Here is a 14030-nt window from a genome sequence, read left to right as displayed (position 1 = left end):
TAGTATGTGAGTAATACTCACAGCTCTTGTTCATTCGGATTTTGTCTTATCATTCATCATAAATAATTTTGCTTTGAAAAGTATTTTTACTGAGTTCAATCAGTCTAGCTCCCCGCTGAATGTTAGCATCAGCACCATAACCAGATACTTGACCAAAGATTAATTCCAAACCTAAATAATTGGTCTGAAAATTATTGTTGTGGTTATGTCCAACAATCAATCCTTTGATTGACTCATCTAATAATAACGTAGCAAATAAGCCGGTATTCAATCCTGGACTATCTACACGAAACCCTTCTATCACACCATTTTCAGGATGATTGAATTGATAGGCATCCATATACTCATGGACAGGAATATGTTGGAAAACCAAAGATTGTTTTACCCGATATTCTTGTCGATAGAATAGCATGGTCTTTCTTAACCATTCAACTTGTTCTGGTAGCATCCATTCATAGCGACTGATTTGATTGTTTAGATATTCTCCCGAATCCAATACAAATAACACTTGTTGAATTTCCATACCCTTTTTATCATACAGTTCGATGACATAATTTTCGCGATGATTAAAAATAATTCGATGAGATTTGTTGACTTGATTGACTAATTTTTGTTCATTCATTCGAAAAAGCGCACGATTAACACTGGCGTGATTGGTATCATGATTGCCATAGGTAAGTGCAATCGGTACCTCTAACAAATTACAAAAATTTAAAAACTCTTCGAAAGTTGCCAAAGGATTTTCAATAATCGTGCCCCACACCATATCGCCTGTAAAAATGACTAAGTCAGGCTGTTCTTTGTGGATCAGTGATTCAATCATTTGTAAGGTTTGTAAGTCCTTCTCATCAAAAGGAAGTTCTCGTAAATGTAAATCAGTAAATTGTAAAATACGAAAGGGTTCTTCTTGATTAAATGTTAGTTTCATCCTACTTTTTGATGCCCTTTTTTATTAATCAGGACTTCTCCTCCCACATCCATTACTTGAGAATTTTGTGAAATGACCACAATTTCTTGACCATTAGTTAGTGTAACTGTGTATTGTATTTCTCGACCTAAGAATTGACGATCAACAATTGTTGCTAATAAACCATTCTCTGAAACCAAAACAAAGTCCTCAGGATGAACTGGGTAACTAGTCGCTTTGACAAAGTTTGAATGAATTTTATCCCCAGACCAATAAAACTTACCTTTACTTTGAAGGGGATAAAATTCACCTTTTTCCCATGTACCATTAATCAATTGCGCTTTACCAACAAATTCTGCGACAAACTCACTAGCTGGATAATGATATAAATTGTAAGGCGTATCAAACTGTTCAATCTTCCCTTGATTCATCACAATAATTCGGTCGGCTAACGCCATAGCTTCTTTCTGATCATGAGTGACATATAAAATGGTCGCACCAGTCGCTTGATGAATTTTCTTGATTTCTCTAATCATCGTTTCTTTTAAATGCGCATCTAAAGCACTTAAAGGTTCATCCATTAGTAATAGTTTTGGTCTAGCAACCATCGCTCTGGCTAATGCTACTCGTTGTTTTTGTCCACCAGAAAGTTCATGAGGATAACGATTTTTAAAAGTAGTCAACTCGACTAATTCTAAAGCTTCGGTTACTCGTTCTTGTTTTTCTTCTTTAGAAAGCAATTTTTTATGTTTGCTACTATTTAAAGGATAAATTAAATGCTCATAGACCGTCATATGTGGCCACAAGGCAAATTGTTGAAAAACCATACCTAATTCCCTTTCATTGACTGGTATTTGGCGATTTTCTTGATAAAAAGTTTGTTGGTCAAACTCAATCTTTCCTGAAGTAGGTTCGACAAATCCTGCGACACTTCTTAAAAGGGTCGTTTTTCCACAACCAGAGGGACCTAATATCGCAATAAATTCATTTTGATTTACCTCTAAGTCAATCTTGTCTAAAGCAGTAGTAGTTTGATATTGTTTGGTAAGCTGATCTATTTTTAATTGACTCATTTTTGTTGAACACCTCTTTTTTCAATGACTGCTCGAATGCTTAAAATAACTAAAATAAACAAAGTAACGAGCACCGAATATGCTTGGGCAATGCTATTGTCTCCGCTTGTTTGCAAATTAAAAATTGTTAGTCCGATTGTCTTGGAGCCTGCTGCAGCTAATAATGAAGACAGCGTCAATTCTGTAAAGGCTCCGACAAACATTAAAAAGGAGCTCGCGAATAACTGTTGTCTAATCATTGGAATCAAAATTTTACGCCATTTTTCAAAACCACTTGATCCTGCAATCATAGCTGCTTCTTCTAAATCCTGATCTACTGCTAGAAATGCTGTATTACTACCACGCATCAACAAAGTAGCGTATCTAGTAACATAAGCAATTAATAGAATTCGTAAGGTACCATAAACATTTGGCACTTGATTCCAGTAAAAAATCATACTTAAAGCTAGCACAATCCCTGGTACTGAGTAAGTTAATGAAGCACCTAACTCAATCAATACGGTTCCTCGTTTGTTAATCCGATTTTTGTAATACATTACCCAGACACCTAACAAGATACAAATAAAAATCGCTAAAAAAGTGATTGTAAAACTAGTAATGAAACCTTTGTACATGCTCGGTGTATTTAAAATAAATTGATAATTATCTAAACTCATATGGGAAATATCAAATATAGAACGCACAAAACCCGAATGTAAAGACGACAATAACATAAAAATAAGTGGAATAATATTCACGGCAACTAGTAAAACAACTACCATGGTTTGAACAACTTTTCTTATCCCACTGGACCATTCAATACGAGACTCAAAATTCGCCGGCACAGAATCTAGGGATTTTACTCTACGTAAGACCCAAGCTTGAATCAGTAAGGTTGAAATAGATAAACCTGCTAAAACAAGAGCTAATACTGCCGCTTCATTAAAGCTCGTTGGACCAAAACCGATTGCTTTTTCGTAAATAAACGTACTTAATACATGAATCCCGGAAGAAGATCCTAAAGTAATCGGAATCGCAAAATTATCAATCGAACTTAAAAAAGCTAATACGATCCCACTAATAATCGGTGACAGCAAACTTTTTAAGTTAATATTTTTCAAAGTAACACCTAGACTATAACCAGAAATTAAGGATGCCCATTCTTGTTCACGAGGAATTTTCCGTAAAATATCTACTAAGTTTAAATAAACTAATGCAGCATTACTAATTCCCATGACAAAAATAATTCCTCCCATGGAATACATATTGATTCTTGGCAAGGATAATCCCATAAGAAATTGATTAACTGGTCCGTTTCCGGAAAACAAGGAAGTCCAAGATAAAGTAACAACATAACCTGGAATTACATAAGGTAAAATGACTAATGTTTCAATCGCTCGTTTCATTTTGATATTGGTATAAGCGACAAGAACTGCTAAAACTCCACCGACAACTGCTGATACTAAGGTAGAAGAAATAGCAATAATTAACGTATTCTTAATGGCTGCAATTGCCCGGTTAGAATGCAAAACAGCGCTGAAATTCTGAAGGCTATAACCGCCCTCAGTTTCAAACGCCATTTTGAACAAAGTTAGTAAAGGCAAAATGAAGACAAATAAACCAATCAAAAGAAAGAGGAGCATTTGGATTCTCTTTATTCCTTTTGACATGACATCATAAACCTTTCTTGTTAGTTTTGACCAAATAACTCAGCAAATGCTTCTTTATCTGCATCACGTGTTTCTAGAACTTTTGCTTCATCAAATGGAATTGGAGAAATTTCATCGACGCCTCGTAAACCTTCTGGTGCTGTTATACCTTGACGAACTGGCGTGTAACCCATATCTGAAGCTACTTGTTGCCCTTTATCTGATAAAACAAAGTCAACAAATTTTTCAGCAAGTGAAGCATTGCTTGCATCTTTAACAATTCCGATTGGTTCAGTTACATACAAAGCTCCTTCTTCAGGATAAATAAATTCAAGTGGCGCACCATCATTTTTTGCACGATTTGCCATATAATCAACTAAAACACCTGCGCCTTGAGCACCATTTAATAAACCATCTCTAACAGTTCCATTTCCTTGTCCAACGAAAACATTGTTGGCTTTTAAGCCTTCATAAAATTCCCAACCAATATTGTCTTGTTGTAGTTGAATAGAAAGATTTAAAGAAGCTGCACCAGAATAAAGTGGACTTGGAATAATCACTTGATCTTTTAGCTCTTCTTTAGTTAAATCTGCAAAGCTAGCAATTAATGAAGGATCTACTAAATCAGTATTAACCGCAATCCCAGTAACAATTAATTTTGTTCCTGTATAAAGATTCTCATCATCAATATAGTCATCAGGAATTTCAGCTAGCTCTGGTGACTCATAGGCTTGAAGAATATCTTCAGAAGCTAAACCTTCAAAAGTAAAACTGTCAGAAACCAATAAAGCGTCTGCTTGAATATTACCAGATTGCTTTTCTGCTAACACTTTTGAGATAACTTCTTCCGTACCTGAACGAAAAACATCTACTTGAATCTCTGGATATTCTTCATTAAATGATGCTACTAATTTAGCTACATCTTCTTCTGGTTGCGAAGTATATAGGGTGAAAGCGCCAGAATCTGTTTCTACGACAGTTTCTTGTGCTTCGGATGTATCCTCATTGACAGAGCTATTATTTGATGTCGTTGGATTAGAACCACATGCAGTTAATGCTCCTAGTAATAAACTAAATGCAAAAAAACGATGAATTTTTTTCACTTTAAACGTCCTCCTAGAACATTTTAATATTTTTTGGAACTGTGTTTATTCTATACTGCCATCGTCAATAGACCGTTAACTTTCTGTAAGATTTTGGTTAATCTATGTAATAAATGTGTAAACTGAGTAAGACAAGTGAGATGAGGTAAAAAGAAACTACAATATAAAGCTATTCATCCTTGAAAAAATTGTACTTTTTAACGTAAAAAACCTATCCTCAAAATTGAGAATAGGCAGATAAGTTACTAATGCTAACCGTGAAGAACTTTTTTAATAAATCAATCACTTATTTTTTAAGATAAAAACTCTGGGGTTAATTTAAATACTTCATTACTCAAATGTATATTGTCTAAATGAATTTCGAATAGTTCACCTATTTTTGCCATTTTTAAATGGAATTAGGTCTGAGTTTTTGATGGACTTCCACATTCAAATCAAAATCAGAATTCTTACTACTCCCAGCCTTTGCCCACATCTACCCATTCTTTTACATAAGAGTATTTCTCTAGTTCATTCGGTGTCAATTCTACTGCGCTATGATCGTCCCCTGCCGCAGGGTAAACTAAGCTAAATCTTTTTAGGGATTCATCTAAATAGACATCCACCTCATCCTTAATCGCAAAAGGACAGACTCCTCCTGGTAAATGCCCTACAGATTCTTCCACAAGCTCTCTAGGAATCATTTTCGCTCGCTTTCCGAAAATTGCTTTGTACTTTTTATTGTCGACTTTTGTATCTCCTGCCATGACAATCAAAATATTTTTATTTTCCAAAGAAAATGACATGGTTTTTGCAATGTTTTCAGGTAGACAATTTAAGGCTGACGCCGCTTCTTCAACAGTGGCACTTGATTCATGCAAAATTTTAATTCAGTTTTCTAATCCTAATTTGGAAAAATAACTTTTTACTGATGCTAATGACATCTAATCCCTCCATTTTTGAACACTTAATTTCTAATAAATATTTATTTACTACTTAACTACGACTTGCTAAAAATGTCAAATCGCTTTTTTAAATTAAAAAAAAACGATTGACAGTCGATAACATTCATCTGACTTTCAATCGTTTCATATTTTTATTTTTCGATTGCTGTTACAATACCAGAACCAACTGTTCTTCCACCTTCACGGATTGAAAAAGTTGTTCCTTGTTCCACCGCAATTGGATGAATTAATTCAACATCAATCGTTACATTATCACCCGGCATGACCATTTCAGTGCCTTCTGATAGTTGAATTTCTCCAGTCATATCAGTCGTCCGGAAATAAAATTGAGGGCGGTAATTGTTGAAAAATGGGGTGTGACGACCGCCTTCTTCTTTAGTTAAAACATAAATTTCTGCTTTAAATTTAGTATGAGGAGTAATAGAACCTGGTTTTGCCAAAACTTGTCCACGTTCAATTTCGTCCCGAGTGATCCCTCGTAACAACAAGCCTACATTATCCCCTGCTTCTCCATAATCCAAAGTTTTACGGAACATTTCAATTCCTGTAACAATCGCTTTTTTCGTTTCGTTTTTAATACCGATGATTTCTACTTCCTCACCTACACGAACCGCTCCACGATCAATTCTACCAGAAGCCACTGTTCCACGTCCTGTAATAGAAAAGACATCTTCAATTGGTAATAAGAATGGTTTTTCTGTATCTCTTTCAGGAGTTGGAATGGCTTCATCTACAGTATCCATCAATAATTCAATCGCTTGTTCAGCTTCTGAATCTCCATTAAGTGCTTTTAATGCTGAGCCTTTAATCACTGGAATATCTTCACCAGGAAAATCATATTCACTCAATAGCTCTCTGACTTCCATTTCAACCAAATCAATTAATTCTTCATCATCAACTAAGTCAATTTTATTTAAGAAAACAATCAAATGTTTTACACCTACTTGGCGAGATAACAAAATATGTTCCCGTGTTTGAGGCATTGGACCATCTGTTGCTGAAACAACTAGGATTGCCCCATCCATTTGTGCCGCTCCTGTAATCATATTTTTAACGTAATCCGCATGTCCTGGAGCATCAATATGAGCATAATGTCGTTTTTCTGTTTCGTACTCCACATGGGCAGTATTGATAGTAATTCCACGTTCACGTTCTTCTGGCGCTGCATCAATGTTAGCGTAATCTTGCGGGTTTGCTAGGCCTTTTTTTCCTAATACCGTTGTGATTGCAGCTGTTAATGTGGTTTTACCATGATCTACGTGTCCAATTGTACCAATGTTAACATGTGGTTTACTTCTTTCATAATGTTGTTTTGCCATTTTACAAACCTCCTATTTCATATAGTGGAAATAAATTTCGATTTCTTCTTTCAAGAAATCATCAACACTTACTTAAAATAAGTATCAACTAATTAGAATTATACGTCAAAATTGGTCAAAGTCAAAAAGAATGCTCACTATTAATTGGTAATGCAAAATTAGTATAAAAAAAAGACCAGTTTGCTTTAAGCATCTGATCTTTCTTTGAATTATTTAGCTGACAGTAAACCTGTTGCTGCATAGTCTTTTTTACGTAAAGCTGGAATGCTAATCATTGCTAGGAAACTAATGATATATAAACTAGCAATAAACATCATCACTTGTGATACACCAGAATTATCCAAAATGAAACCAATAACAACTGATGAAAAACCACCCACGGCACGACCAACATTTAAAATAGTATTATTCGCAATCGTACGAATATGATGTGGATACAAACGTGTACAAATAGCTCCATACCCTGAAAACATCCCATTTACAAAGAATCCCATGATAGCTCCACCAATTAATAAGCTTGTCATAGAGTTTACATAAGTAAAGAAGTAAACAGATAACATTGAGCAAATTAAGAAAATACCATACGCCAAACGTGGACCAAAATAATCAAGAATATTTCCAAATACAAGCATCCCCACGCACATACCTAAGATAGTAGAAACCATCCAGATATTTGAACTTGCTTCGATATCTAGTGAACGTTGCATCATTGTTGGTAACCAGTTCATCAAACCAAAATAACCAGCAATTTGAACCGTAGTCATAACCATTAAAGCGATTGTTTGATGAGCTAATTTTTTATTTGCGAATAATTCTGAAATACTTGCTCTTTCTTTTTTATCATTGGTTGTTTGATGAGCACCACGATCAGTGATATTGTCTTCATCAATTGCAAAATGCATCCAAATGACAAACAAGATTGGTAATAGTCCAAACAAGAACAAACCTTTCCAACCAAAATACGGAGCAATTAAGCTAGCCAACATGGCTGAACCAATCGAACCGACTTGTCCCATAATCCCATTTAAAGAACTCACGCGACCTAATTTGTTAGCTGGTACAATCCCACCCATAATTGAAATGGCTACTCCATATTGTCCACCAACACCAATTCCAGCAATGAAACGCATTAAATAAAGATAACCAATACTTTCGGTAAAGAAAATCATTCCAGTTGCAATAGAGAAAACAAGAATCGTTAATTTAAAGACTTTAAATTTATTGTAACGATCGGCTAATACCCCAAATACAAGGCCCCCTGCTAGCATTCCTAAGTTGGTGATTGTTGAAATCCAACCGCCTGCTACACCAGTTAAGCCCAAGTGTGAAATAATCGAACCTAGTGTAAATGATAGAAACATGACATTCAAGTCATCCAATCCAGAGGCAAAAATTGAAGCAAATAGTGCTTTCTTGTCGTTTGTACTTAAGTTATTCATTTATTTTCTCCTTAATGTGTGCTCTCGTCACACTTTATTAATTTGTAAAAACTCTTACGTATTTTGACTACAAAAAAAATCAGCAAGTACGATGTCTGCTGATTGCAAAAAAGAATGTATTGTAAGACTTCTCTAAAAATCCCCACACCGATTTCCGTGTGGTACTCTTACACCTATAACATTCTTCCATGCATCACAGTACACGGTTAAAGAATTTTAAACTGTTATTAGTTTAGAGAAGTTTTGGTTGTTTGTCAATAACTTATTGACTATGAAAATAAAAAATCCTTGTTGGTTAATATTTACGGCAGATTTGACGCTTCACTGCGAGAAAGGCTTGCTAAGGTCAGCCCGGAACCGCTCAAATCCTGTAGTCTTGGAGCTTGGAAGCTTCACACGGTCGACAAAAGCAGATTTCGTTGTACAGTGTATCGAATGGATTAGAAAGATAACTATGAATGATTCCCCTTGTTGTATCAGCCTACTCTGACTCTCTCTCAAGAATCTCTGCAGCGGCTGATACACGACAAGAAACTTTCTTCGTTTGTTCTGATTAATCACTTTTTTTCATCGCTATCTGTTTACAAAATCTCAAAATCAAGTAATGTCATGTTAAGTAATAGTTCATTGGCACGAAAACCACGCTCAGCAGTTTCAAATTCTCCTCGTTGATTATCAATTGGATCATTTCTTAGCTGTTTCTTTTCAATCGTAAAAGGAATTTGAATATTATCATTAGCAGGCATTCTAAAAATGTCTAAGTTGCCAAAGTAATATTTCCAGCGTATTTCATTACCGCCACGGTAAGCACTGCCGCCAAAGGATACATCTGCATATAGCCAGCCAACTTGTGGTAGATTAAATTTTGCCCAATCATGATTCCCTTGGGTATATTCCGAAATGTACAATCCTGACTCCCATTTAGCAGGGATTCCAGACATTCGGCAAAGCGTAATAAACAGGATAGCTTGAACACCACAGTCCCCTTTTTGATTCACAGCACAATATTCACTGATGTTTGGAATTGTGCAATACTCTCGCATAAATGAATAATTGATCTGTGTTGTCACAAACTGATAAATGTGAAAAGCTTTTTCTACTAAAGTCATCTCGCTAGAAATGATTTCAGACAACAGGCTTTCAAGAAAAGGCGTAAACAGGATATGGGGACTTTTTTCTTGTAGTTCAGCTTGCCATTTCATTTTTTCTTCCTTGCTTAAAGCTTTTGGAAAGTTTTTATCTTCCATTAAGGCAAATAAGTCGTGATAGACCGCTTCAATTTCATATTCGTGAGTTACTTCAAAAAATAAATCTTCTGCATCATCCGTTTGAAAAGCAATTGTTCGTTGAATGACTTCTTCTGCATCGATTTTCGCTACATTTCCTTTCGTATCAAGAACCTGTGAGTTTTGGATAAAGCCATTATCTCGTGGCAAAGGTAAATGGACTAAAAATGGTCCCTCCTCACTAGTTAGTGACTCCTTAGGAGCAATTGATTGCTTTAAGCGAATACGAGCTTTGCGTTTTGTCGCTTGTTTCATTTCAATAATATTATCATCTAGCTCCGTCTGGCGTTCATTATCAATCGTATTGCCTTCTTCAAAAAGATAACGTTCATAATAATCATGACGAGTTTTAACAAGATTTTCGATAAAACGACGATGATAACATCTTTCTCCCTGTTGATAAATCCATTCAACATCTGCTGAAGAAACAATATCCAATAGTTCCTGTGGATCAAAATCAGCAAAAGCTTCTTTCATCAATTGTGCCGCCTCTGCCTCATTAAACGGATACTGTTGCGCATTTTCAAGCACTTCAAGAATCATTTTTTCGATCGTCAAACGTTTTTTTAACGTCTCACTCGTTTGTGGTTTGTTCAATTTATTTTCAATCAATTTTCTGGATAACTCAAAATCTCCAAAGTCCTTCGCCCGTTGAATATCTTCCGGAAGTGGGACTGATTGATAAGCAATTTCATTTAATTCAAAAGGTTCCATTTATTCCCCTACTTTCTCTATCATTGCTGCATATTCAAATTAATCACGCTAAAAGCCTATCAGATGGTAAAGTTCACTCAATACCTCGGAGATGGCTTTATCTGTGGAAATAGTAAAGTCGCTACTTTGAATGATCAAAGGTTCAAAGAGTTCTTTATCACTCTTGATTTTGTTCCACTCTGCTTCAGATTTTCCAAAAGAATTATCTCTCGTTTGTATTCTATCTTTCATTATTTTAATCGGTGCAGTAAGAACAATCACATAATCTAAATATGAATAGATTTCTTTTTGATTGCTTGTTGTCCCTGCCAAGAATACATTTCTGTGATTATTTTGTTCCAAATAGGTAATCATTCTTTTGGTATCCAACACATAATCATTCATCACATCATCATAATTAATCCATTCATCATAGTCTAAATCAATTGTTTGATACCCATCTAATTTTAGATAATCAAGGATGGTTGATTTGCCAACGCCAGACATACCTGTTAGTAGTACTTTCACTATTTCATGCGCCTCATTCTCATAATACGTTAATTTTTATAATTATTTTCTCATGCAGATATCATTATTATACACATAAGAGGTCACTCTCGGAAGAGTTAAGTCGTTTTGAACATGGGATTGATTGCTAATTTACACAGGAATCGTCATCAATTGTTCTAAACCTAAATGGATTAAACCAGTAAAATAGTCTTTTTGGAAAGTATCTTTTAAAGAAATTGCCGGTAAATCAAAGTAAGGAAAAATTGTTCTCAAATCAGCTCGAATTTCTTCAAGTTTTTCTTCTGAGAATACGAAATAATTGCTATATAAAACAATTTGCGTTGGATCATACATACTAATCACCGTTTGTAAGACTTCTTTGATTTGCTTTTCTAAAACAGCCTCGTTTTTTGGAAAGATTTCTTGATTCTCTAAGGGTAAATGTTTTATTTCTCCACTTAAACCATGTCTACCGTGAAATATTTTCCTATTAATAACGATTCCTGCCCCTGGAGGATAATTTTCAGGATAATAGATTGAGACAAAAATTCCGCTGTCGTTTTCTTTCAAACTGTTGTTTAGTGTAGCTGCATTAATATCATTTTCGATAATTACCTCTAAAGAAAATTCATCCTGAATCAGTTGTCGAAAGTTCAAATTATATAGCGGCTCAAAATCCATAATCTGTAATCTTCCGTCAAGCTCAACTCCTGGTATCCCGAAAACCAAAAGACAAACCGTTGGAAATTCTTCTAAAACCTCATGAATAACTTTTTTCAATGCTTCAAAAACTAATTCCTGAGCAGTTAACTTTCTTTCACTGATGATTTCTCCAAAGATATTACTGATGAATAATCTCCCAATAATAACTTCTTCTGATTCAATAAATTGTAAAATCATCATTTGTTTGAAATTTGAGTTGTACTTGTAGACAGCAGCGCGTCTACCTCCAGTGACTACTGCCTCATCATTAGCCAGAATTTCTCCCTTAGTTATTAATTCATTTAACAACTTATTGATACTGACAACACTTAATCCAGTTTGATCAGATAATTCTTTGGAGGAATAACTAGCCCCTTGACTAAACAACTGTCTCAATAAATCTAAATTATGATTTTTTACATGTTTTGGTTTATGGGCTTCCATTTCACTTCACTCCTGTCGGCTATAAAGAAATGCCATATTCTTTTTCATAGTTTTCTTGCAACTCTTTCCAAACTTTTTTATCTTCTACTGATATTTCACGTAACACTCGACAAGGATTTCCTACCGTAATCACATTATCAGGAATATCTTTGGTCACGACTGAACCAGAACCAATTACTACTTTATTCCCAATTGTTACTCCAGGATTAATCACAGCATTTGCGCCAATCCAAACACTATTACCAATTTTAACTGGCGTACCAAATTCTAGCCCAGTATCTCTCACTTCTGCATCAAGAGGATGTCCCGCAGTATACACGCCAACTCTCGGTCCAAATATAACATTGTTGCCAATTTCAATCGGAGCAACATCTAAAAGAATACAATCGTAATTAGCAAAAAAGTTATTGCCAATTTTAATATTTGACCCATAGTCACTTCTTAGTGGTGGAATAATTGTCACATTGTCTCCGACAGAATCAAATAATTCTTTGCAAATCTCAGCTCTTCTTTCTTGTTGATCAAATCGAGTTTGATTGTACTCAAATAACAAGGTTTGACACTTTGTAAATTTTTCTCCTAAAATTGGATCATGTGCAATATATAATTCTCCTGCAATCATACGTTCAAATTGATTTCTCATTTATCTAACCTCCTTACAAAACATTTAATTTTTTCAAAGCAAACTCAATCCCATCAGACTCATGATCATGAGTAATAAACGTTGCGGCTGCTTTTACAGTATCGTTTGCATTTCCCATCGCAACAGAATGAGTGACTACATCAAATATACTAATATTGTTATTTCCATCACCAAAAGCATAGGTATTCGTTAAATCCTTTAGTTCAAGCTTCTCTAATAATTCTATGATTCCGGCTTTTTTTGAGCGATTTTTATTAACAATTGCCATCGAATAAGGACTATCTCGATAAAAGGTCAACTTTTCATTAAATTTTTCAATCAATAATTCATCATGTTTCATTTCATCACTAAATAGATACAGCATATTGATATCATTTGATTGGTAGAATTTCGAATCCACCTTTGGTAAAGGTGCATTATCTAATTCGTATAATTTTTTGGTGGCTTCATCAATAAAATTTATGCGATATTCATAGGGAGTGTAACAAGAAACTGGATGCCCTAATTCCTCTGCAAAAGCTAGTACCTCTTCAATTAAAGCTGTTTCTATTACATGACTAGCGAAAACTTTCCCTTCAATTACTACATACTGACCGTTAAGACTCACATAAGAATTAATCGCTGTCCCTTTGGTAATTTCTTCTATTTCAATCGGAGAACGACCACTAGCGATAACCGCTAAATAATTTTTCTCTGTTAGTTGTTCCAATAAGGCTAAATTACTTTCGCTGATTTTTGAATTTAAATTCAATAATGTACCATCTAAATCAAAGAAAATGACTCCTGCATATTTTTTCATAGTGCTTTCCTCCTATTAAATCGTTAGCTCGATTAAGTTCCCTTCCGGATCTTGAACAACTGCTTCGTAATAACCATCTCCAGTTGTACGAGGACCATTTAACAATGGTAATTCTGCTGCTAAAAATTTTTCAACAAACTTATCTACATTTTCTTTGCTACCAACCGAAATTGCCATGTGGGCATAACCCAAAGCATCTGCACTTCTAGCTGATAAAAATTGTTTCGTAGTTAATTCAATCCGACTACCTGAATCAAATGTTAAAAAATACGATTGAAAGCCTGTCTTTCTATTGTGGTAACGTTCATTTGCTTTTGCCGCAAAAAATTCTACATAAAAATCTTTCATCATTTCTAAATCTTTGGTCCAAATAGCAATATGTTCTAAATGCATACGACACCTCTTCTAAAATTTTTTAATATTATCTTGTGGATCTTTAAATTCTTCTTTATTCTACTTGAAATTGAATTAGAAATAAAGTTTATAAATAAAGTTTATAAACTTCGAAGTTACTTCATACTAGAATTGACAAATGGTAGA

The 14030-nt window shown here is 34.7% G+C and carries 13 protein-coding genes; all 13 read right to left on the bottom strand.

The features are described from left to right. Nucleotides 1–49: 49 nt before the first annotated feature. Nucleotides 50–928: a metallophosphoesterase family protein gene (locus AC4BBX_RS13465; RefSeq protein WP_490454321.1), complete on the bottom strand. Its 879-nt coding sequence runs from the start codon at nucleotides 926–928 to the stop codon at nucleotides 50–52. Further along, a complete protein-coding gene (locus tag AC4BBX_RS13460; protein WP_490454320.1) occupies nucleotides 925–1980 on the bottom strand; it encodes an ABC transporter ATP-binding protein in 1056 nt (351 codons plus the stop codon). The genes AC4BBX_RS13465 and AC4BBX_RS13460 overlap by 4 nt, the downstream gene beginning before the upstream one ends. Continuing rightward, the gene (locus AC4BBX_RS13455) at nucleotides 1977–3602 is read right to left on the bottom strand and encodes an ABC transporter permease (RefSeq protein WP_490454319.1); all 1626 of its coding nucleotides are present in this window, start codon (nucleotides 3600–3602) and stop codon (nucleotides 1977–1979) included. The genes AC4BBX_RS13460 and AC4BBX_RS13455 overlap by 4 nt, the downstream gene beginning before the upstream one ends. Nucleotides 3603–3649: 47 nt before the next feature. Beyond that, the gene (locus AC4BBX_RS13450) at nucleotides 3650–4711 is read right to left on the bottom strand and encodes an ABC transporter substrate-binding protein (RefSeq protein ID WP_490454318.1); all 1062 of its coding nucleotides are present in this window, start codon (nucleotides 4709–4711) and stop codon (nucleotides 3650–3652) included. A gap of 452 nt (nucleotides 4712–5163) precedes the next feature. Beyond that, complete coding sequence (locus AC4BBX_RS13445) at nucleotides 5164–5580, bottom strand: YbaK/EbsC family protein (protein WP_490455820.1); 417 nt, start codon at nucleotides 5578–5580, stop codon at nucleotides 5164–5166. A 206-nt stretch (nucleotides 5581–5786) separates the two neighbouring features. After that, nucleotides 5787–6974: an elongation factor Tu gene (gene tuf / locus AC4BBX_RS13440; protein ID WP_490454317.1), complete on the bottom strand. Its 1188-nt coding sequence runs from the start codon at nucleotides 6972–6974 to the stop codon at nucleotides 5787–5789. Nucleotides 6975–7183: 209 nt separating this feature from the next. Continuing rightward, a complete protein-coding gene (locus AC4BBX_RS13435) occupies nucleotides 7184–8413 on the bottom strand; it encodes an MFS transporter (protein ID WP_490454316.1) in 1230 nt (409 codons plus the stop codon). Nucleotides 8414–8994: 581 nt separating this feature from the next. Then, complete coding sequence (locus tag AC4BBX_RS13430) at nucleotides 8995–10413, bottom strand: transglutaminase-like domain-containing protein (RefSeq protein WP_490454315.1); 1419 nt, start codon at nucleotides 10411–10413, stop codon at nucleotides 8995–8997. A 48-nt stretch (nucleotides 10414–10461) separates the two neighbouring features. After that, nucleotides 10462–10920: an AAA family ATPase gene (locus AC4BBX_RS13425; RefSeq protein WP_490454314.1), complete on the bottom strand. Its 459-nt coding sequence runs from the start codon at nucleotides 10918–10920 to the stop codon at nucleotides 10462–10464. Nucleotides 10921–11052: 132 nt separating this feature from the next. Further along, complete coding sequence (locus AC4BBX_RS13420) at nucleotides 11053–12048, bottom strand: ROK family protein (protein ID WP_490454313.1); 996 nt, start codon at nucleotides 12046–12048, stop codon at nucleotides 11053–11055. 19 nt (nucleotides 12049–12067) lie between these two features. Beyond that, nucleotides 12068–12691, bottom strand: coding sequence for a sugar O-acetyltransferase (locus AC4BBX_RS13415; protein WP_490454312.1), 624 nt, complete (start codon nucleotides 12689–12691; stop codon nucleotides 12068–12070). Between the two features lie 13 nt (nucleotides 12692–12704). After that, nucleotides 12705–13490, bottom strand: coding sequence for a Cof-type HAD-IIB family hydrolase (locus tag AC4BBX_RS13410; protein WP_490454311.1), 786 nt, complete (start codon nucleotides 13488–13490; stop codon nucleotides 12705–12707). A 15-nt stretch (nucleotides 13491–13505) separates the two neighbouring features. Then, nucleotides 13506–13883 (bottom strand): VOC family protein, encoded by a 378-nt coding sequence (locus AC4BBX_RS13405; protein WP_490454310.1) that lies wholly within the window; start codon nucleotides 13881–13883, stop codon nucleotides 13506–13508. Between the last annotated feature and the right edge of the window lie 147 nt (nucleotides 13884–14030).

It is taken from the genome of Enterococcus sp. AMC1157 (genome assembly GCF_058216555.1).
Note: the sequence above shows the minus strand (reverse complement) of the source record. Positions and strands in the feature narration are given on the sequence as shown.

Bases quoted from the DNA above. Each gene is read 5' to 3' on its own strand.
- AC4BBX_RS13465 (WP_490454321.1), bottom strand. From the start codon at position 928: ATGAAACTAACATTTAATCAAGAAGAACCCTTTCGTATTTTACAATTT.
- AC4BBX_RS13460 (WP_490454320.1), bottom strand. From the start codon at position 1,980: ATGAGTCAATTAAAAATAGATCAGCTTACCAAACAATATCAAACTACT.
- AC4BBX_RS13455 (WP_490454319.1), bottom strand. From the start codon at position 3,602: ATGCTCCTCTTTCTTTTGATTGGTTTATTTGTCTTCATTTTGCCTTTA.
- tuf (WP_490454317.1), bottom strand. From the start codon at position 6,974: ATGGCAAAACAACATTATGAAAGAAGTAAACCACATGTTAACATTGGT.
- AC4BBX_RS13435 (WP_490454316.1), bottom strand. From the start codon at position 8,413: ATGAATAACTTAAGTACAAACGACAAGAAAGCACTATTTGCTTCAATT.
- AC4BBX_RS13430 (WP_490454315.1), bottom strand. From the start codon at position 10,413: ATGGAACCTTTTGAATTAAATGAAATTGCTTATCAATCAGTCCCACTT.
- AC4BBX_RS13420 (WP_490454313.1), bottom strand. From the start codon at position 12,048: ATGGAAGCCCATAAACCAAAACATGTAAAAAATCATAATTTAGATTTA.
- AC4BBX_RS13415 (WP_490454312.1), bottom strand. From the start codon at position 12,691: ATGAGAAATCAATTTGAACGTATGATTGCAGGAGAATTATATATTGCA.
- AC4BBX_RS13410 (WP_490454311.1), bottom strand. From the start codon at position 13,490: ATGAAAAAATATGCAGGAGTCATTTTCTTTGATTTAGATGGTACATTA.
- AC4BBX_RS13405 (WP_490454310.1), bottom strand. From the start codon at position 13,883: ATGCATTTAGAACATATTGCTATTTGGACCAAAGATTTAGAAATGATG.